Annotated in this window: 16 protein-coding genes; 3 read left to right on the forward strand and 13 right to left on the reverse strand. The window is 57.5% G+C overall.

All coding sequences use genetic code 11. The features are described 5' to 3' along the window. Positions 1–45 precede the first annotated feature (45 nt). Both ACOKCT_RS01785 and ACOKCT_RS01790 read left to right on the forward strand, forming a co-directional pair. Positions 46–1,125, forward strand: coding sequence for a porin (locus tag ACOKCT_RS01785; RefSeq protein ID WP_159339197.1), 1,080 nt, complete (start codon positions 46–48; stop codon positions 1,123–1,125). A gap of 184 nt (positions 1,126–1,309) precedes the next feature. Continuing rightward, entirely contained in the window at positions 1,310–2,500 is a 1,191-nt protein-coding gene (locus ACOKCT_RS01790) for an amino acid aminotransferase (protein ID WP_103178937.1), read from the forward strand. Positions 2,501–2,612: 112 nt separating this feature from the next. Here ACOKCT_RS01790 and ACOKCT_RS01795 read toward each other — a convergent pair whose 3' ends face one another. The 7 genes from ACOKCT_RS01795 to cmoM all read right to left on the reverse strand — a co-directional run bounded on the left by ACOKCT_RS01795 (position 2,613) and on the right by cmoM (position 13,247). Beyond that, positions 2,613–3,260, reverse strand: a complete 648-nt coding sequence (locus ACOKCT_RS01795) for an MBL fold metallo-hydrolase (RefSeq protein WP_420193100.1) — start codon at positions 3,258–3,260, stop codon at positions 2,613–2,615. An 18-nt stretch (positions 3,261–3,278) separates the two neighbouring features. After that, the gene (locus ACOKCT_RS01800; protein WP_103178935.1) at positions 3,279–3,827 is read right to left on the reverse strand and encodes a YcbK family protein; all 549 of its coding nucleotides are present in this window, start codon (positions 3,825–3,827) and stop codon (positions 3,279–3,281) included. A 178-nt stretch (positions 3,828–4,005) separates the two neighbouring features. Next, positions 4,006–5,826, reverse strand: a complete 1,821-nt coding sequence (ldtD, locus tag ACOKCT_RS01805) for a L,D-transpeptidase (RefSeq protein WP_156654215.1) — start codon at positions 5,824–5,826, stop codon at positions 4,006–4,008. A gap of 183 nt (positions 5,827–6,009) precedes the next feature. Then, complete coding sequence (gene mukB, locus ACOKCT_RS01810) at positions 6,010–10,458, reverse strand: chromosome partition protein MukB (RefSeq protein WP_420193101.1); 4,449 nt, start codon at positions 10,456–10,458, stop codon at positions 6,010–6,012. Further along, the gene (gene mukE / locus ACOKCT_RS01815) at positions 10,458–11,162 is read right to left on the reverse strand and encodes a chromosome partition protein MukE (RefSeq protein ID WP_103178932.1); all 705 of its coding nucleotides are present in this window, start codon (positions 11,160–11,162) and stop codon (positions 10,458–10,460) included. Before mukE ends, mukB begins: the two co-directional genes overlap by 1 nt. Further along, complete coding sequence (mukF, locus tag ACOKCT_RS01820; RefSeq protein ID WP_103178931.1) at positions 11,143–12,465, reverse strand: chromosome partition protein MukF; 1,323 nt, start codon at positions 12,463–12,465, stop codon at positions 11,143–11,145. Before mukF ends, mukE begins: the two co-directional genes overlap by 20 nt. After that, complete coding sequence (gene cmoM, locus ACOKCT_RS01825; RefSeq protein WP_103178930.1) at positions 12,462–13,247, reverse strand: tRNA uridine 5-oxyacetic acid(34) methyltransferase CmoM; 786 nt, start codon at positions 13,245–13,247, stop codon at positions 12,462–12,464. The genes mukF and cmoM overlap by 4 nt, the downstream gene beginning before the upstream one ends. A gap of 124 nt (positions 13,248–13,371) precedes the next feature. Between cmoM and elyC the strand changes: the two genes are divergently transcribed. Next, a complete protein-coding gene (gene elyC, locus ACOKCT_RS01830) occupies positions 13,372–14,151 on the forward strand; it encodes an envelope biogenesis factor ElyC (RefSeq protein WP_114315443.1) in 780 nt (259 codons plus the stop codon). Here the strand turns inward: elyC and ACOKCT_RS01835 are convergent. From ACOKCT_RS01835 to msbA, 6 genes are all read right to left on the reverse strand, one after another. Continuing rightward, positions 14,128–15,021, reverse strand: coding sequence for a YcbJ family phosphotransferase (locus ACOKCT_RS01835; protein WP_103178928.1), 894 nt, complete (start codon positions 15,019–15,021; stop codon positions 14,128–14,130). The two genes, elyC and ACOKCT_RS01835, sit on opposite strands and share 24 nt — an antisense overlap. Before the next feature lie 138 nt (positions 15,022–15,159). Beyond that, on the reverse strand, positions 15,160–15,906 hold the full coding sequence (kdsB, locus tag ACOKCT_RS01840) for a 3-deoxy-manno-octulosonate cytidylyltransferase (RefSeq protein ID WP_420193102.1): 747 nt from the start codon (positions 15,904–15,906) through the stop codon (positions 15,160–15,162). Then, positions 15,903–16,085 (reverse strand): protein YcaR, encoded by a 183-nt coding sequence (gene ycaR, locus ACOKCT_RS01845; RefSeq protein ID WP_103178926.1) that lies wholly within the window; start codon positions 16,083–16,085, stop codon positions 15,903–15,905. The genes kdsB and ycaR overlap by 4 nt, the downstream gene beginning before the upstream one ends. Positions 16,086–16,130: 45 nt before the next feature. Then, positions 16,131–17,360, reverse strand: coding sequence for a winged helix-turn-helix domain-containing protein (locus ACOKCT_RS01850; protein WP_420193103.1), 1,230 nt, complete (start codon positions 17,358–17,360; stop codon positions 16,131–16,133). Between the two features lie 15 nt (positions 17,361–17,375). After that, positions 17,376–18,380 (reverse strand): tetraacyldisaccharide 4'-kinase, encoded by a 1,005-nt coding sequence (lpxK, locus tag ACOKCT_RS01855; protein WP_420193104.1) that lies wholly within the window; start codon positions 18,378–18,380, stop codon positions 17,376–17,378. After that, positions 18,377–20,125 (reverse strand): lipid A ABC transporter ATP-binding protein/permease MsbA, encoded by a 1,749-nt coding sequence (msbA, locus tag ACOKCT_RS01860; RefSeq protein WP_420193105.1) that lies wholly within the window; start codon positions 20,123–20,125, stop codon positions 18,377–18,379. The genes lpxK and msbA overlap by 4 nt, the downstream gene beginning before the upstream one ends. Positions 20,126–20,131 lie beyond the last annotated feature (6 nt).

Consider the following 20,131-nt stretch of genomic DNA (forward strand, 5'->3'; position numbering starts at 1 on the left):
CGGCAGTGGCGAGTGTCATAAAAAAACCAATGAGGGTAATAAATAATGATGAAGCGCAATATCCTGGCAGTGGTTATCCCTGCCCTGCTGGCAGCCGGTGCAGCTAACGCAGCAGAAATCTATAACAAAAACGCTAACAAGCTGGACTTCTACGGTAAAGCTGTAGGTGAGCACATCTGGACCACCAACGGTGACACCAACAACGGTGATACCACCTATGCGCGTATCGGCTTCAAAGGTGAAACTCAGATTAATGACCAACTGGCCGGTTACGGTCAGTGGGAATACAACATGGACGCTTCTTCCCAGGAAGGCGCTCAGGGCACCAAGACCCGTCTGGCATTCGCAGGCCTGAAAGCTGGTGACTACGGTTCATTCGACTACGGTCGTAACTACGGCGTGTTCTATGATGCGCTGGCTTCTACCGATATGTTCGTTATCTGGGGCGGTGACTCCCTGGCGGCAACCGACAACTTCATGACCGCACGTAGCACCGGTCTGGCTACCTACCGTAACTCTGACTTCTTCGGTCTGGTTGACGGCCTGGCAGTAGGTCTGCAGTATCAGGGTAAAAACGAGTCTGGCCACACCACCAGCCGTCAGAACGGCGACGGCGGCAGCTACTCTCTGGGCTATGACTTCGCTGAAGGCTTCAACGTAACCGCAGCCTACTCTAACTCTGACCGCTCTACTGCGCAGAGTGCAGACAATAAAGGCGAACGTGCTGAAGGCTGGGCAACCTCCCTGAAATATGATGCAAACAACCTGTACGCAGCAGTAATGTACGGCGAATCTCAGAACATGACCCGTGAAAACGACGGCGAGTTCGCGAACAAGACTCAGAACGTTGAAGCTGTGGTTCAGTACCAGTTCGACTTCGGTCTGCGTCCATCCGTGGGTTACGTACAGTCCAAAGGTAAAGATCTGACTGGTCGTAACGGTTTCTCCGGCGGCGATGCTGACCTGGTGAAATACGTAGAAGTGGGTACCTGGTACTACTTCAACAAGAACATGAACGTGTACGCTGCGTACCGCTTCAACCTGCTGGACGACAACAACTACACCGAAGCAACTGGCCTGTCTACCGACGACCAGGCGGGTGTAGGTATCGTTTACCAGTTCTAATCAGTACACCACTTTGTTATATGTCTAAAAAACAGGGCTTCGGCCCTGTTTTTTTATGCCTGAAAGCAAAAAATGGCGACTTTTGAAAAGCCGCACGCTTTTTGTAGCAAACGGTTGGCATTTTGTAGAACTATCGTTAACCTGATAGCGGATTTCACTTCCGTAACCACAATGGAACTTCGTCATGTTTGAGAACATTACCGCCGCCCCTGCCGACCCTATTCTGGGCCTGGCCGATCTGTTTCGTGCCGATGACCGCCCCGGGAAAATTAACCTGGGTATTGGTGTCTATAAAGATGAGACCGGCAAGACCCCGGTACTGACCAGCGTAAAAAAAGCTGAGCAGTATCTGCTGGAAAATGAAAATACCAAAAACTACCTCGGCATCGACGGTATTCCTGAATTTGGTCGTTGCACCCAGGAACTGCTCTTCGGCAAAGGCAGCGCGATTGTCAGCGATAAACGTGCCCGCACGGCACAGACCCCTGGCGGTACTGGCGCACTGCGCGTGGCAGCGGATTTCCTTGCCAAAAACACCAGCGTAAAAACCGTCTGGGTGAGCAATCCGAGCTGGCCGAACCACAAGAGCGTCTTTAACTCTGCGGGTCTGGAAGTGCGTGAATATGCTTACTACGACGCGGCCAACCACTCTCTGGACTTCGACGGCCTGCTGGCCAGCCTGAGCGAAGCGCAGGCGGGCGATGTGGTGCTGTTCCACGGCTGCTGCCATAACCCAACCGGCATTGATCCGACGCTGGAGCAGTGGGAACAGCTGGCGAAACTCTCCGTAGAAAAAGGCTGGCTGCCGCTGTTCGACTTCGCGTATCAGGGCTTTGCCCGTGGTCTGGAAGAAGATGCAGAAGGCCTGCGCGCTTTCGCAGCAGTCCATAAAGAGCTGATTGTTGCCAGCTCCTACTCCAAGAACTTCGGCCTCTACAATGAGCGCGTTGGTGCCTGTACGCTGGTGGCGTCTGATGAGCAGACCGTTGACCGTGCGTTCAGCCAGATGAAATCCGTTATTCGTGCTAACTACTCTAACCCGCCGGCTCACGGTGCGTCTGTAGTGGCGACTATCCTCAGTAATGACGCCCTGCGCGCTATCTGGGAGCAGGAACTGAACGACATGCGTCAGCGTATTCAGCGCATGCGTCAGCTGTTTGTGAACACCCTGGCAGAAAAAGGGGCGGATCGCGACTTCAGCTTTATCATCAAACAGAATGGCATGTTCTCATTCAGCGGCCTGACCAAAGAGCAGGTTCTGCGTCTGCGCGAAGAGTTTGGCGTCTATGCGGTGGCATCAGGTCGTGTTAACGTGGCGGGGATGACGCCGGATAACATGGCGCCACTGTGCGAAGCGATTGTCGCAGTGCTGTAAAAACGGTAAGCCGGGCGGCACTGCGTTTGCCCGGCCTACGTGTAGGCCCGGTAAGCGTAGCGCCACCGGGCAATTAAAAAAGCCTGCTTAAAGCAGGCTTTTTTAATGGTGATTACCAGACCGGCAGTTCATCCTGCAGGAACGGATTATGCTGCCGTTCGTATCCCAGGGTAGACATCGGTCCATGACCTGAAATAAAGGTCACATTGTCGCCCAGCGGTAATAACTTCTCTTTGATCGAGCGGATCAGCTGGCCGTGATCGCCCCGGGGGAAATCACTGCGCCCTACGCCGCCTTTAAAGATCACATCACCGGAAATCAGCAGGCGCGACTGGTCATCAAAGAAAACAATATGGCCTGGAGTATGCCCTGGACAATGCAAGACCTGTAATGTCACATTGCCCACGTTGACGCTCTCGCCCTCATTCAGCCAGCGATCCGGCGTCAGAGGGAGACATTCATCAAGGCCAAACATGCGGCTTTGCGCCGGCAATCCCTGCAGCCAGAACTCATCTTCTTTTTCCGGGCCAATCACCGGCACGCCATAATGCTGTGCCAGTTCAGCCGCCGCCCCCACATGATCGAGATGGCCGTGGGTCAACAGGATCTGCATTAAGGTCACGCCAGCGGCAGCGACTTCCTGTTTGATCTTCTCTGCATCGCCACCGGGATCGACCAGGGCTGCCAGTTTGGTTTGTTCACACCAGATAAGCGAACAGTTCTGGGAGAAGGCGGTGACCGGAATAATACGATAGTTCATACTGCTCCTGATTTGTTATTACCAGTGCCGCAATGGCCCGGTATCAATATGCACAAAGTTGCTACGTGGGTAATATCCTACACCACCTGCGCGCATAGATAACGCAGCTTTGCGAACATTGGCTAACGAAATGCCTTCAATATGAAAATCCATCGCCTGCCCTTTGGTGTGATAGCTCTTTTTGGCTACACCGCGGCTGTGGGCACGCAATTCATTATTGGTATCAAGGGAGCGATAGCCGGAAATGAGCTGTACCGGTTTGCGGGTGCCAAGCAAACCCTGCAGGCGGTAAAGCTGGTCAAATAATCCCGGATCGATGGTTTTTACTTTATTGGCGCGGAAATCACGGAAAAAGTGATTCAGCCTGGCTAATTCATCCTGAATATAGCCCCGACCGTCAAAAAACTCAGCTTTGATTGACTCACCTGTGTGCAGGTTATTAAGCGTCAAAATACGTGGTCGAGGGGTAGAGAGCGTGGCAAATGATGGCGTAGGTAAGATGGCCGCGCCCAGCGCAATGCCACCTAACGCCAACAACTTACGGCGATTAGCGTCGAATTTGTCCATGGTAATCAGGTCTACAGGTCAATGTTATCGTATAGATGCTTTACAGCGCACGAAGGGCACATTACCGGGCAAACCTGTCATCGTCAAGGCACCACAACCCAGGAAAGACGGGGCTTGCAACCGCAAGACCCCGTTTATTTTCCCACTTAGACTACCGGAATTTTCCGAACTTCTTCATTTATCTGATCAATTGCTCTGCTTTGGGCAGAATTTGTGTGTTGGACCGGGCAGTCTCATCATAATTGTAAATATCTGTACGGTACTGCGTTCGACCGTCTTTGCCGACGAAGGCGGTAAGATAGTACAGATTAACCGGAATATTCTGGCGGATATTCACATATCGCGTGTCACCCTGCTTCAGCGCATCCGAGATACGTGTGTCGTTCCAGCCTGCATCCTGTAACAACATATTTGCCAGTTCTGACGCTTTATTGACGCGCACACAACCGGAGCTGAGCGCACGCGCATCTTTCTGGAACAGGTTGTGGTTCGGCGTATCGTGCAGATAGATGGCATCCGAGCTTGGCATATTGAATTTATACCGACCCAGCGAGTTGTGTGCACCCGGTGCCTGCTGGAAACGGAAGGGTAAATTCGCCGGCGTGATGGTCGCCCAGTCGACTTGCCACGGATCTATCGCCTCTTTACTGTTCCAGCCGCGCAGCACGGTATAGTTATGGCGTTCAAGATAACCCGGGTCATTCCACACCTTCGGCAAAATATCTTTGCGCGCCAGCGTCGGCGGCACATTCCACGGCGGGTTAACCACCACATTATTCAGCGCGCTACTCATCATCGGCGTTTTACGATCCGGGCGGCCCACAATCACGCGGGAGGCCAGCACTTCGCTGCCATTCTGGTAATAGACCAGCGAAAAGGCCGGGATATTCACCATGATGCCCGTCGAGAGTGTTCCGGGCAACAAACGCAGGCGCTGGATATTCAACGCCAGCACCCCGGCACGCTGCGCAGGAGTCATGTTTAGCGCCTCACGCGTCGCCTGGCCGATAACGCCATCAGCGCCCAGCCCCTGGCTGGTCTGGAAGGCTTTTACCGCTTCAACCAGGCTGCGGTCATAGGAGGCCGGCTTGCTGGAAACAGACTTCTTCTTTTCGACAGACGGAGCCGATGGACTGACGACCACGCTTTGCGGATCGTCACCCGGCAGGGCAATTTTCGGCCCGCCGTCAATCACGCCGGAACGTTTGAGGATTTCTCGCAACGCGGGTACGTCGCTGCTCCACTGCCCCGGGCTCAGCTTAGCGGTACTCTGGATCTGGGGCCAGGGCTGCGTGTCAGCCACCAGCTCCAGCAGCGACTGGTGCATCACAGCATATTGCGGATGCGTCGGGGCCAGCCCGGCAATGAAGTGCGGCACCGTGCCGTTATCCAGCGCCAGCTGCCACTGGTTAATCACCGACAGCGGCGGTGTCGCCAGCTTGTAAGGCTTATTGCTGTAGAGCCAGCGGTTGCCGTTGACCGGGATCCCCGCCACAAACTGCAGATAGCCCATCATCGCATCCGATAGCACCACGTCACGCGCCATTCCGGTGACGGCAGGCTGGGTCAGCAACTCGACCCAGGCAGTAAACTGCGGCTGAAATCCGGCGATGGCGACTTCAGCCAGCTGCTGCTGGAACGCGCGCACGGCTTCACGATCGTCCCACATCGGCTTCATGTCACGCGCGGCATACAGCAGCGTAAGTTGATTGAGATAGGCCGGGGTGTAGCCGGCAGGCAGCGCCGCAAGCAATTCCTGACGGCGTTGCTCTGCATTGATATCCGCAGGCAGCGGCCGGATACCGGCCATTATGGCGGTGGCAGGCGATTGTTCAAGCGGCTGGGACAGCGCAGTCGGTTGCGCGCCCACCGTGGCGGAGCTATCGACAGGAACCAGCTCGGGCTCATCCGCCCGCGCACTAAACAGCGGAGCAACTAACACCGTCAAACACAAACTGAGTGCCGACAGCTGACGACCATACATATTATTCAGCAACATCCCTTGCCCCCTGTTTGCTATACGTCACGCCCTCATCACCGGGGCTTCACTTCATTATAGAAAGGCAGACCGGCACCAGCCTTACCTTATGTAAAGAAGTTTAAAGTTAACGCAGCCGCCAGTACAAGCTCAAGGAATAAAAAAAGGCGGCCCGGGGGCCGCCATCGCTAATTTTCAGATTCCTCAGGAGGCGTCAGCCGTTCCGGGCAAGGACTCAGGCGGCTGCGGGGCAAAGCCGCGCAGACCCACAACGTGGACATGCTCGCTGTTCTGATAGACCTTACGCACCAGTTTATAGGTGGTGCCTTTCTCCGGACTGATATTTTCCGGCGCCGCGATAATCAGCTGCATATCCAGACGATCGCACAGCTCAAACAGCGTGGCGATCGAACGGGCATCCAGACGCGCCGCCTCATCAAGGAACAGCAGGCGGCATGGAGAGATATCCTTGCCGCGCAGACGGCGGGATTCATCTTCCCAGCTCTGGACCACCATCACCAGAATCGACATCCCGGTACCGATCGCTTCCCCGGTCGACAGGGCGCCCGATTCCGCGCGCAGCCAGCCGTCAGAACCACGGTTAACTTCCACTTCCATCTCGAGATAGTTACGGTAGTCCAGCAGCTCCTCACCGATGGTCTGCGGCGTGCGCTGGCCCATGTCGATCTGCGGGTTCAGACGCTGATACAGCTTCGCCAGCGCTTCGGAGAAGGTCAGGCGGTTGCTGTTGAACAGATCCTGATGCTGCTCGTGCTGCTCGGCCAGCACGTCAAGCAGCGTGGCGTGGGCTTCACGCACGTTGACGTTCAGCCGCACGCTGTTAACCTGACCGAAGGAGACGCTCTGCAGCCCCTGGTTCAACTGACGAATACGGTTCTGCTCGCGCTGGATCGTCTTACGGATGATATTGGCCACGCTGCGGGAGCTGATCGCCAGCTTCTGCTCACGTGAGGTCAGCTCTTCCGTCAGACGGCCCAGTTCAATCTCCATCTGTTCAATGGCTTCAACCGGGTCATCGGTGCGAATAATATCCTGGCGAATACGCTCGCGCAGGTGCTGATAGACCGCCACGAAGAACTGAATTTTGCGCTCAGGGCGCTTCGGATCTTCCGACATGCGCAGCACATCGCGCAGGTGTTCGTTATCCGCCACCGCCAGACGCAGCGCACCCAGCGCCTTATCCGACATAGAACGCAGCTCATCGCCGGAGAGATAGGCCAGCTCGCGGCGGTGCAGACGGCGTTCAACACCATTGTCTTTCACCATTCGCATCACGGCGCACCAGCCCGCTTTGGCGGTCACCACCTGCTCGCGCTTCTCGTGGTAGTCACGTTCCAGCTTGCGCAGACGGCGGGTCAGGTTGTCCATCTCCGCTTCACAGAAGGTGAGCGCTTTTTCCAGCTGGTTGCGGCGGGCGCGGTTATTGCTGAGCTGGGCATGGAGTTCGTCGCGACGAATGCGCGCCCGCTCCTCCGCCCCGCTGTCGGCCCGCACGCCGATATCCTGCAGCTCTTTATGCAGGTCGGTCAGCAGCTCTTTCTTGGTATCAAACGAGCTTTTCAGCGACGCCAGCACCTGATTGTACTGGTTCAGCTGCGCGGCATGGCTACGCATCGCCTCACGGGCGCGGGTACGCTCCATTTCCGCCTGCTCCAGACGCTGGCGCAGCTTCTCGTTCAGGTCGCTGTTGCCGTTCAGCATCTCCGCCGAGTCGGAGTAGCTGAAGTGCGCCCGGCGCTGGGAAACTTCGGTCAGGGCAAACGCCTGCTGACGCGCTTCGCGCTGGACCTGCTGGGACCAGGCATAATCTTCTTTCAGCTGTTCGAACTGTTCCGGGTCGCTCTGCAGCACTGAGACCATCGGCTCCAGCTTCGCCAGCTGATTGCCGTACTGCTGGACAAAGCGCGCGGCTTCCTGCGCTTCGTCGAGACGCTCCTGGATCTCATCCACCCGATCGGCGAGGGTGTCATCTGCCAGCAGGTTCAGGCGCGGCAGAATGCGGTTAAGGGCAGCGACGCCCTCTTTAGCCTGCTCGAACTGGAGGCGGCTCTGCTGGTTATCATTTTCGTGGGCTGAAATCGCGCGTTCAAGCTCGGTACGACGGGTGGTGAACTTGCGGATCTCGGCTTCCGGATCGGCCTCAAAGGCCACGGCCAGATGGCTACCGATAAAGCGGCTGAACGCCTGGTGCAGACGCTGGGTTTTTTGCACGTCGAACGAGAGCGTCGCAAAACGTTCTGATAGCGCTTCACGCTCGGTATGCAGGCTCTCAATACGGCTTTCACGGGCCGCGCGGCCAAACAGCGGCAGCGCCGGGAAGCGCGAATAGCGCCACTGGCGATCGGCGATTTTCACCACCACCGCTTTTTCCAGCTCGTCGACGCCAAAGACGCTGTCATCGAACGACTGCGGATCCCCTTCGATCAGATAGAGATCTTCCGGGCAATCTTCCAGCCCTTCGAGCTGGTCCGCGATCAGCGACAGATCCGGCACCACAATCGCGTGGCGGGATGGACCATACAGCGCCGAGTAGTACGGGGCATCTTCCAGGCTGACGTCGTCATAAATCTCTGACAGCAGCACGCCGCCAAAACGCTCTGCAAGGGTGTTCAGACGGGCATCTTCCGCACCACCCGGCTGGCTTAAACGTTCGATTTCGTCGTCGACGGCGCGCTTACGCGCACCCACTTCGTCACGTTCAACAATTGCTTCGCGTTCACGCTCCAGCAGCTGCTGCAGATACTCCGTGACCTCCTGGCTGGATTCGAAGGTTTCGCCACACTGCTCGCTGAGCTGGCTGAGGCTGCTCTGGGCGGCCAGCCAGACTGGGGCGCGCTGCATCAGCGTCTGAATACGCGACTGTAGCTGCTCCATCTCCTGACGCAGCGCCATACGCTGTTCGCTGGCACTGGATACGCTGTCGGACAGCGACGCGATACGGGCTTCCAGCTCCTGATGCAGGCTTTCCAGATCGTCAATATCGACCCGTTTACCCTGACGCTTGCAGAACTCAGCCAGCAGGCGTTCCGCCTCCTGCTGTTCACGCAGGCGCTGCTCCAGCTCGTTCAGGCGCATACGCAGCGGCTGAACCTGTTCCGCCAGGTGGCGCTGGTTAACGCCATCACGCAGCAGCTCGCGGGCCACTTCCCACGCTTCGGCGCGCGCCAGCGGGCCGTTAATCGCGGCCACCAGCTGGTATGCCTGTTCAAACTGGCTGTGCGCAGTTTGCGCCACGCTCATTTTCTGCTCGAGATTCAGCAGTTTTTCTGTAGCTTCCTGCTCTTTGGTCTGGAAAGTCTCCAGCCACTGATCCGCGCTCTCTGGCGTCAGGTCCGGCAGGTGGCAAAGCGCTTTTGCACGTTCCAGCGCCTGCAACGCCTGATTGTACTGAATGGCGCGGGTTTGCTGGACGTCGAGCGCCTGCTGATAGTCAGCAAGCTGGCTTTTCAGCTCATCCACTTCCAGCTCGGCGGCTTCGGCCCGGGCTTCGTTCTCTTCCTGCTTGTCGGCAGCTTCCGCCACCACTTCGTTCTGCTCTTCCAGACGAATTTGCAGTTCATCGAGATCCGCTTCGTAGCGCTCGATTTTTTCCTGCTGACGCAGCGCGGTCTGCACCAGGTTCAGGTGATCGCTGGCGGCCTGATAGTCGGCCTCCAGATCCCCTTCTGCCCCGTTATGCTCGGACAGCTCGCGGGCCATCTCGACGTGCTTGTACTGCTCAGAGGCCAGCTGCTGGCGGGAGGTGAAGAGCTCACGGCGATACTCGAGAGCCTGATCGAGATGAATGCGGCGCTCGTTGGCGTGGCGCATGTAGTCCGCCGCCACATAGTTGGTGGCTTCGCTGATCAGGTGCTTGAACAGGTCACGGTCAGACTGCGTGACGCGAATGGCTTCCAGCGTCATACGGTTTTCACGCAGCGCCGCTTCCATGTCCTGGAACGCCTTACGCACACCGCTGTTTTCCGGTAACAGGTAATCACGCAGGGAGCGGGTAATGGCGCTGGAGATCCCGCCGTAGAGCGAGGCTTCGATCAGACGATAATATTTACTGCGGTCCGAGGCAGAGCGCAGACGACGGGCGACGATGCCCAGATCGAACATCAGCGAGTGGTATTCGGTGATGGAGTTGAACTGCTTAAACTGCACGCCTTCGATGGCTTCCAGCTTGTCTTTCAGCTCCTGCAGCGTCAGTACGCGCGCCTGGCGTTCGTTCAGGGTTTCCGTCAATAGCGCGGTGGGCTGAACGGAGGTTGGCAGCCCCTGAATGGCGAACGGTTTGATATCCACTTTACGGTCGCGACCGGCGACCTGCTGCAAGCGGACGCCAACCACCACGCGCTGATGGCGGGAGTTGATCACGTCCAGCACGGAGTAACAGACACCCGCCTTCAGCTTACCGTGCAGACCCTTATCGCGGGAACCGCTGGTCGCGCCAGCTTCGGTGGTGTTACGGAAGTGCAGCAGGGTTAAGTCCGGGATCAGCGCCGTGACGAAGGCCGCCATGGTGGTGGATTTCCCTGCCCCGTTACCGCCCGAGAGCGTGGTCACCAGCTCATCGAGATCAAAGGTGCGGGCAAAGAAACCGTTCCAGTTAACCAGCGTCAGTGAGCGAAATTTACCGCGTTCAATCATTATTCTTCCTCCCCGCTATCCGGCTGATTGTCTTCATGCTCGTCATTGAGCTGCAGATGGTTTTCCACCGGCATCGCTTCGCCATCACGGATCATGCGCAGCTGCGCTTCGCGGGCGTCATCGCCCACGCGCACGTCGGCACCGAAGCGGAACACAGATTCAGTGATGCGGAATTTGCTGCTGTCATGGCCCATAAACCACACCATCCCCAGACGGCGCAGACGGTTCAGGGAGGAGCGCACTTTTTCCTGTAACTTCTGACGGTCCACGTCCGAGCCGGTGGAGCGGTTGTTTACCAGCTTCAGCAGCTTGCCTTCGTCCGCCAGGGTCATCAGCTCGTCATAGAGCTCCTGCTGGGTGAAGATGCCTTCGTTCGCCAGACGCTCCGGGCTGAGGTAGAGATAGCAGAGAATTTTGCCGACCATCATGTCCAGCTCGGAGAGCACCGAGCGCGGGATAAGCGTGGTGGAGCGCGGGCGCAGATAGAAGAACCCCTCCGGCGCGCGGATCAGCTCCACGTTATAGCGGGCGTAAAACTCTTCCAGGTACTCCTGAAAATCCATTAAAAAAGCGTGATTATCCAGCTCGTCGAGACCAATGTGACGACCGGCACGCAGCTGGCTGTCCAGCGCCGGAAAGATCGGATTTGCCAGCGCCTGGGCCAGCTTAACTGGCATCACGTGTTCAATATTTGTCAATGACATGCGCCTGTACCTTGGCTCCGTAATCGTTGATCGGCTGCCACTTCGGCGGCAGGCCGGTGAAATCTGCTTGCGCGACGCCCAGGCGTACCGCCTGATCGACCACGATGCGGGCGATATCGAAATGGCGGGCACGCGGGTATTGTGCGAGGTAGTCGCGCACCACCAGACCGAGATCGAGTGGTTTGTTTTTGGTTTTGAAGATCGCCAGCTGCTCCTCGATCATCGCGGCAAGCTGTTCCCGTATTTCGTTAAACTCTTCATATTCCAGATCGGCTGGCAGCTCGCCGGTGACCTCTTCGTCGCGCAGGCTCATCTCTTCGTCACGCATATCGAGCAGGCGGTCAGCGCTGGCGTAGGTCAGCGCCCACGGCGCATCGAAATAGGTCTGTACCGACTGGCGCAGACGCTGGGCAAACACGCGGTTTTTATCCATATCGATAGCGGTTCGGATAAATTTATGCACGTGGCGGTCATAGCCGATCCACAGGTCAATCGCCTGCTGGCCCCAGCTGATAATACGGTCCAGCTTGCTCTGCAGATCGAAGACCAGGCGATCGACAAAATGCAGATTGTCCTGGGCCAGGGTGGCATCCTGAATGCGCAGCAGGTTGGCCTGCAGCTTGTCGCCCGCAGCCTCCAGCGTATCCTGCAGTTCACGCAGGGTGCCGGAGGTTTCTGACAGCAGCATTTCACAGCTGGAGATTGCCGCCCGCCAGTCTTTGTTCAGCAGCTGGGCGATGTCGTCCTTCACCAGCTGCTGCTGCTCATCCATGATGCGCTGCGTCAAATCGATGCTGTCGAAAATCTCGGCTACTGAATATTTCAGCGGCGCATAGACGTTACGGTGCCAGTGGAACTCGTCACCGCCCTCATCTGCGGCATCGGCTGCACGCTTCAGTTCGCCCGCCACAATGGAGAGCTGCATCGAGAGGCGCAGGGTCGAGAATTCGCGCTGGCGAATGTAATAGTCGGTAATGCCGATGCCCAGTGGCGTCAGACGATAGATGGCATTCCCTTCTGCCAGCTCGCTGGTAAAGCGGTTCAGCAGACGTTGACGCACCATATCGTTAATCGCGTTATTGGCACGCACATTAATGGTTTCGCTGGTTTGCTCAAACGCATCACTGACATGGCGGAACGCATCCACCAGTTCGCCCTCGCTCATTTCTCCATCCAGCCGTTCGCTGTTCAGCGTGGCGACCGCCAGCAGAAAAGAGAGTCTGTCTACCGGCAGCGAGAGGGAGAAATCGTTTTTTCGGGCCCAGGCAACCAGTTCGGGGACTGTCTGGGAAAATTCACTCATAAGTTATCCTTGCTCTGCGGCTTGCGCGCGGTGACGTGAATGTAGCGGCCAAGGCTAATATAAGGCTCCTGGCGACAGTACCGCGTCTCTAATTCTGTCAGGGCGTCAAAGCACTCATGCTGCTTCTGTTTATCACGCAGATAATCATGAAACACCCTGATGCCGGTTTTCCCGGTAATCTGCCAGCCGGAAGTTTCCAGCCAGCCATAAACCTGCTGCGGGTCGCGCGGAAAGTCCGGTGACAGCGTACGGCGTTTCTTCTTGTACATACCCTGCTGTACATAACCGAAATTACCCACCAGCACATTACGCATTAACAGGCCGTTAGCGTTGTAAAACATCAGCGACAGCGCGCCGCCGGGGCGCAGTATCGACCAGAGCGTCTTCAGCAGCGCCTGGGGTTCGGCTACCCATTCCAGCACCGCATGAGACAATATCAGATCAACCGGGCTTTCCAAATGTTGAGCAATCTCCTGAGCGGCACAATGTATAAATTGCATGTTATCGCTCACACCTTTCTCCACCGCGGCCTGTTCAGCGCGGGCGATCATTTCAGCGGAGAGATCGCAGAGGATAACGTGGTGCCCACGCTCAGCCATTTTTATCGCCGTCTGGCCTTCACCGCCGCCAGCGTCGAGGACACGCAGTTTCTTGTCGCCAAACCCATCCAGCAGGATGTCCAGATCCTGCCAGAGGATCGTCTGCCGCAGACGGCCTTTAGTCGTGCCGTAAATATTGCGGGCAAACTTTTCCGCGATGTCATCAAAATTGCGATCCCGCATTGGGAGAGCTCCACCCACTCACAACAAAACCGCTATTTTGTCACAGCCGGGCGGAGAATGAACCTCTCTGGTGTAATATCGCTGACAATCATCAGCTATATGGTTAAAAAAGGAGCCAGAAAGGATGCTTTTCACCCTAAAAAAATATATTGGCGGCATGATGCTTCCCCTCCCTCTTCTTCTGCTGTGTATCGCACTGGGGCTGGGGTTGCTATGGTTCAGCCGCCATCAGAAAAGCGGCAAAATTTTGGTTACGGCAGGCTGGCTGGCGCTGACGCTGCTGAGCCTGCAGCCGGTCGCGGATGGGCTGTTACGCCCGGTCGAAGACAAATACCCCACCTGGCAGGGAAATGAGAAGGTTAAGTACATCGTGGTGCTCGGCGGGGGCTACACCTGGGATCCACAATGGGCTCCCAGCTCCAATCTGATCAATAACAGCCTGCCGCGCCTCAATGAAGGCATGCGGCTGTGGCTGGCAAATCCCGGGTCGAAGATGATCTTCACCGGGGCGGCAGCACAAAGCAATCCGGTGAGCACCGCCGAAGCGGGCGCGCGCGTGGCGCAGTCGCTGGGCGTGCCGCGCGAGGCGATCATCACTCTCGACAGTCCAAAGGATACCGAAGAGGAAGCCGCCGCGGTGAAGCAGGCGATAGGCGATGCGCCCTTCCTGCTGGTGACCTCAGCCTCCCATCTGCCGCGGGCGATGATCTTCTTTGAACGCCAGGGTCTGCATCCCCTGCCCGCGCCCGCGAACCAGCTGGCGATTAGCGCCCCGCTTAACCCCTGGGAACGGATCATTCCGTCCCCGGTATGGCTGATGCACAGCGATCGCGTGGGCTATGAAACGCTTGGGCGCGTCTGGCAGTGGCTGAAGGGCCTGTCAGGCGAGCCAGGGGAGCAGTGATTTCGAGGCCAGATCGAAGTTGGCGCGGCTAAAATGCCCGGTATTCACCAGCTGCGCCACTTCGTCCCACAGCGTATAGAGCCAGCGCCGCCAGAGGAACGACTCTGAGACCGGCGCGCGCCGCAGGTAATGCCAGAGTAAATCCTCCGCCTGCCCGCTCTCGCTCAGGCGAAACAGTTCATACTCCCGGGGGGCCCACAGCATCACGCCGGGCCCGACCATCGCCAGCAGCTGATCGCTGCGGGGATCTTTGAGCATACTGCGCAGCGTAAAATTACCGTGGATCAGCACGCTGTTGTCATTGAATCCTTCAAACAGGGTGGGCAGGCACTCGCGGGTACGAAACAGGATCCGTTTATCCTGCATGGTCAGGCCGGTGTTGTGATACTGGTTTAGCGTCCCCCACAGCACCTCGACCCGCTGGCGGTACCAGAGGGGCCAGAGATTTTCCTGGGTGCTGTCCACCGAGCCGACCAGCCCTCCGCTGTCCAGCCGGTGCCAGGCCAGCAGCGCTTCAACTATCTGATCTTTTAGCTGCTCCCAGCGTTCAGGCGTGCGGGCTGGCGCTTCCACCGGGACACCGCGCAGACGCTCAATCAGCAGGACATCCGGGCCCGGATGTTCTTCGTGGGTCATCACGCCATAAACGGTCGGCATTCTTACCGTGCCGCTGCGGGCCAGCATGGAGATTTTCCACGCCAGCTGTCGGGCCACATCCGGTGAAGAGAAGCTTCGCGCCAGTAACGGCATGGGGTTTCCCTGGCTGTCGTACAGCGACCATAGCGTGGTATCCGCCTTTTCATGCACACATTCCAGACGGCTCAGTTTTTCACCCAGCAGATGGCTGAGTTCGGCTCGCAGCTGTTCCATTTGAGATTACCCCCATTAAGACTACTGCTTTTATAATGAGCGTCTGGCAGGCGGATGTCACCCTCATGAGAAGATTCTGTAGCAGAAATTCAGAAAATTGAGACAAAAAAATCCCCTCAAAAGAGGGGATGACGGGGATTAGCGAAGTTCAGCGCGAACGCGGGCCAGATCGTCTGGCGTATCGACGCCTGTGCCCGGGACCTCATGCGCGACGGCGACATGGATCTTTTCGCCGTACCACAGCACGCGCAGCTGTTCGAGCATTTCGATGTTCTCCAGCGGGCTCGGCTGCCAGTTGACGTAACGGCGGATAAAGCCTGCACGATAGCCATAAATCCCCAGATGACGCAGGATGCTGTCACCAATGCTATCCCGGGATTCGGCAAAGCGATCGCGATCCCAGGGGATGGTGGCGCGGGAGAAATAGAGCGCATAGCCTTCGGCGTCCAGTACCACCTTCACTGCATTCGGGTTGAATGCCTCTTCAGCGCTATGAACCGGCACGGCCAGGGTCGCCATACCCACCTGACGCTGGGCCAGATTTTCCGCCACCTGACGAATAATGACCGCCGGGATCATCGGCTCATCGCCCTGGACGTTAACAATCACCGTGTCGTCGCTAAAACCGCATTTTTCCACCACTTCGGCCAGACGCTCAGTGCCGGACTGGTGATCGGCGCGGGTCATACAGACTTCGCCGCCCGCCGCTTCGACCGCACGCGCCACCTCTTCATGATCGGTGGCGACAATGATCCGCTCCGCGCCGGACTCACGGGCACGTTCAAGCACATGCACGATCATCGGCTTGCCGTTGATATCCACCAGCGGTTTACCCGGCAGACGCGTGGAGGCAAAGCGCGCCGGAATAATGACAACAAAACTCATGGTTTGCTCTCTTCAGGCGCCAGGGCGCGGGCTTCGGTTTCCAGCAGGACAGGAATGCCGTCGCGCAGAGGGAAGGCAAGGCTATCCACTTTGCAAATCAGCTCCTGCTTATCCTGGCTGTAGTAGAGTTTGCCGTTGCACACCGGGCAGGCAATAATTTCCAGTAAACGGTGATCCATAGTTCCTCCGTATCAATAATCGGTAAAGTTTACCATATTCCTTTTTCAGACCGCGTCTATTTCCCAGCCAGTTCGACTGGTGTGAAAAAGTCCGTCAGGAAGATGGCCCAGCGCGATGCGTGTTGCCCCCTGCCAGCGCGCAAAATCACTGATTGCCGTGGCGAGCCCTTTCTCCAGCGCGACGCTTATCCGAATACCCTCTTCCAGATAAAGGGCGATGACCTGTAACTCGCCGGTTTTGCGGTGCATTTTTGCATCCATCCGCCCTACCAGTTGCCCTCTATGCAACAGCGGCAGAACGAAATAGCCGTACTGGCGTTTCGGCGCCGGGGTATAACACTCCAGCCGGTAGCTGAAGTTAAACAACTGTTCCGCACGCTTGCGATCCCAGACCACCGGATCGAAGGGTGAGAGAACGGCGCTATGGGTTGCGGTGAGCTTCCCTTCCTGCGCTTCGTTAAGCAACGGCAGCAGATCGGCATGCAGCCACATCTCCCCCAGTGTCTCCACCTCGACGCGGACCACCTGCTGCTGCGCCTGCCAGCGCTCAAGCAAGGGGGCCAGCGTGGGCTGACGCAGGCGGTAATAGTCGGCCAACCACTGGGGGCGGAAAATGCCTAAGCTGCGGGCACTGTTTTCCAGCATTATGGCTTCTGCCGCCGCCTGGGTCAGCATATCCCGGCTGTCATCCCACTCCGGCATCACCCGATGCGTGAGATCGTAAACGCGCTGAAAGTTACGCCGTTCAACCACCATCACCTTGCCAGCGGTAAACAATCCCTCAAGATGGCGTTTATGCGGCTTCCACTCCCACCACCCGCTCGTTCCTTTGTGGGGATGTTCAAAATCGGCGGAACGGACAGGGCCTTTCTCCTGAATATGGGCGATAAGCTCTTCTATTTCATCCGCATGTTCCTGCATCCAGGCCTGACGGTATTTCCAGCCCATTTTATCGGGCGCGAGCATTCTGTGACGCACCAGCGCAAAGTCGCTGCGCGGCAGGAAACACGCCTCGTGCGCCCAGTACTCCATCAGCTCTCCCTGACGCAGGGCGTTATCCAGCCAGTCGGGCGAATAGGGGCCGAGACGGCTGAAGAGCACCAGGTAAGGGCTGCGGGCGACGATATTGATGGTGTCGATCTGGAGCAGCGACATGCGCTTGATGGTGGTAAGAATATCGGCGGGTCGGGCGCGACGACGGGGCTTTTTCAAAAGCCCTTGGGCGGCAAGATGCAGATGACGTGCGGCTGAAAGCGTGAGTTGCGGTAAAGCCATGCCTTTTCCTGTCAGTTAGTGCGCGGGCGAAACCTCTTTTACCTGCCCTGCAAGGGCGATAAGCGCCTGGAGCAGTTGTTCAGGCTGTTCACCCTGCAGTTGGGCATCAACCGGTAAATACCACCAGTTATCCCGGGCAAAGGCGCGGCATTTCACCGCATCTTTTTCGGTCATGATCAACGTCTGACCTGGCCCAGTAAACGCCGCAACCTGCTCCAGGCTCAGCGCCTGGTGGTCGGCCAGCGGCACGCTACGCTGAAGTTTGGCGCCGCAGGCTTCGAGGGTAGAGAAAAAGCGCGGAGGATGACCGATACCGGCCATCGCCACCAGATGGTTAAGCTCAGCAACGTCGCGCCGCTCACCGGTCAGAAGATTCACGGCAAGTCCTGGGTGCAGCTGCATCGGGATCTCCCCTGCCTGCGCTGTACCACCGTTGACGATAACCGCATCCACGGACCGCAAACGCGACGCGCGCTCGCGCATCGGTCCGGCAGGTAACCACCAGCCGTTACCAAAGCGGCGGACGCCATCAATCACCACGATCTCTTTATCCCGGGCCAGCGCGTAGTGCTGTAGTCCGTCGTCAGTAATCACGATCTGGACATCCGTCTGGTTCAGCAGAGCCTGCACCGCCTCGCTGCGCACCGGCGAAACCGCTACCGGCGCACCGGTGCGTTGAAAGATCAGCACCGGTTCATCCCCCGCTTGCGCCGTGGTGGTTTGCGCGGTCAGCAGCAACGGATAGCGCTCCGCCTTGCCGCCATATCCCCGGGAGACGACCCCCACGCGAATCCCGCGTTTTGTCAGCTGTTCCACCAGCCAGATCACCACCGGCGTTTTACCGTTACCGCCAGCGGTGAGATTGCCTACCACCACCACCGGCACCGGCGCGCGCCAGGCCCGTTTGAGCCCCACTTTATAACTCAGGCGGATCAGGCCGCTGACCAGGCCATACAGCCAGGAGAGCGGCAACAGCAACAGCCAGAGCGGAGACTCACCAGACCAGATGCGAGCGATCATTCGCCAAACTGCATTTTATGAAGCTGAGCATATACACCCTGGTGCGCCAGCAGGTCGGCGTGGCTGCCCCGCTCGACGATGTAGCCATCTTCCACCACCACGATTTCGTCGGCTTTTTCAATCGTCGACAGGCGGTGGGCAATCACCAGTGAGGTACGGTTCTTCTGCAACTCATCCAGCGCAGACTGGATAGCGCGTTCGGACTCGGTATCCAGCGCCGAGGTGGCTTCATCGAGGATCAGGATTGGGCTGTCACGCAGCAGCGCGCGCGCAATGGCAATACGCTGGCGCTGACCGCCGGAGAGCAGGACACCGTTTTCACCGATAATGGTGTCCAGGCCGTTATCCATCTTATTGATGAAGTCCATGGCGTAGGCCATCCGCGCCGCCGCTTCGATCTGCTCACGGCTGTACTCTTCATTCCGGGCATAGCCGATGTTGTTGGCCACGGTGTCATTGAACAGATGCACATTCTGGGAGACCAGCGCGACCTGATTACGCAGCGACCGCAGGGTGTACTCGCGCAGATCGTGGCCATCAATCAGGATCTCACCCTCATCAATATCGTAGAAGCGGGTGATCAGGCTGGCGATGGTCGATTTACCCGAGCCAGAACGGCCCACCAGGGCCACGGTCTTGCCTGCCGGAATTTTCAGATTGATATTGCGCAGAGCAGGCGTATCACGACCCGGATAGGTAAAGGTCACATTGCGGAACTCCACGTCGCCGGTTGAGCGCTCAATCACGCGTTTGCCTTCGTCTTTTTCCTGTTCGGAATCAAGGATCGCAAACAGCGTCTGGCAGGCTGCCATCCCGCGCTGGAACTGGGCGTTAACGTTGGTTAACGATTTCAGCGGGCGCATCAGGGCAATCATCGACGAGAAGACCACGGTAATGGTACCGGCGGTGAGGGTTTCCATCACGCTCGGGAAGCTGGCGGCATAGAGCACAAACGCCAGCGCCAGGGAGGCGATGAGCTGAATGATCGGATCGGAGATGGAGGAAGCAGACACCATCTTCATCCCCTGCAGACGCATCTTATTGCTGACCTTATCGAAGCGCTTGGTTTCGAGCTCCTGGCCACCAAAAATCAGCACCTCTTTATGGCCTTTCAGCATCTGCTCGGCGCTGGTGGTCACCTGCCCCATCGTGTTCTGCATGTTCTTACTGATGCTGCGGAAACGCTTCGAGACGACGCGAATCGCAATCGACACAATCGGCGCCAGCACAATCAGGATCAGCGACAGCTGCCAGCTGTACCAGAACATCAGGGCGAACAGACCAATAATCGACGCCCCTTCACGCACAACGGTGATCAGCGCGCTGGAGGAGGAGGAAGCCACCTGCTCGGAGTCGTAAGTAATGCGCGACAGCAGGGTGCCGGTCGACTGCTTGTCAAAAAACGCGACCGGCATGCCCATCATATGGCTGAACAGGCGGCGGCGCATGGTCATCACCACTTTGCCCGAAACCCAGGAGAGGCAGTAGCTGGAGATATAGCTGGTGATGCCGCGTAAAATCATCAGGCCGATAACCACCAGCGGCATCCATAGCAACACTGAGCGATCCGTTTTACCAAAACCGTCGTCCAGTAACGGTTTGAGGAGCGATAACATGAAGGTATCGCTGGCTGCGTTGAGGATTAACGCTACGCCCGCCACGATTAGGCCCGTTCTGAAGGGTGCAATCACCGGCCAGAGTCGGCGGAAGGTCTGCCACGTGGAGAGATCTTTGTCGTTATGCATTCAAAA

The organism is Leclercia sp. M-A074-M, from assembly GCF_965195605.1.
GTDB lineage: Bacteria > Pseudomonadota > Gammaproteobacteria > Enterobacterales > Enterobacteriaceae > Enterobacter.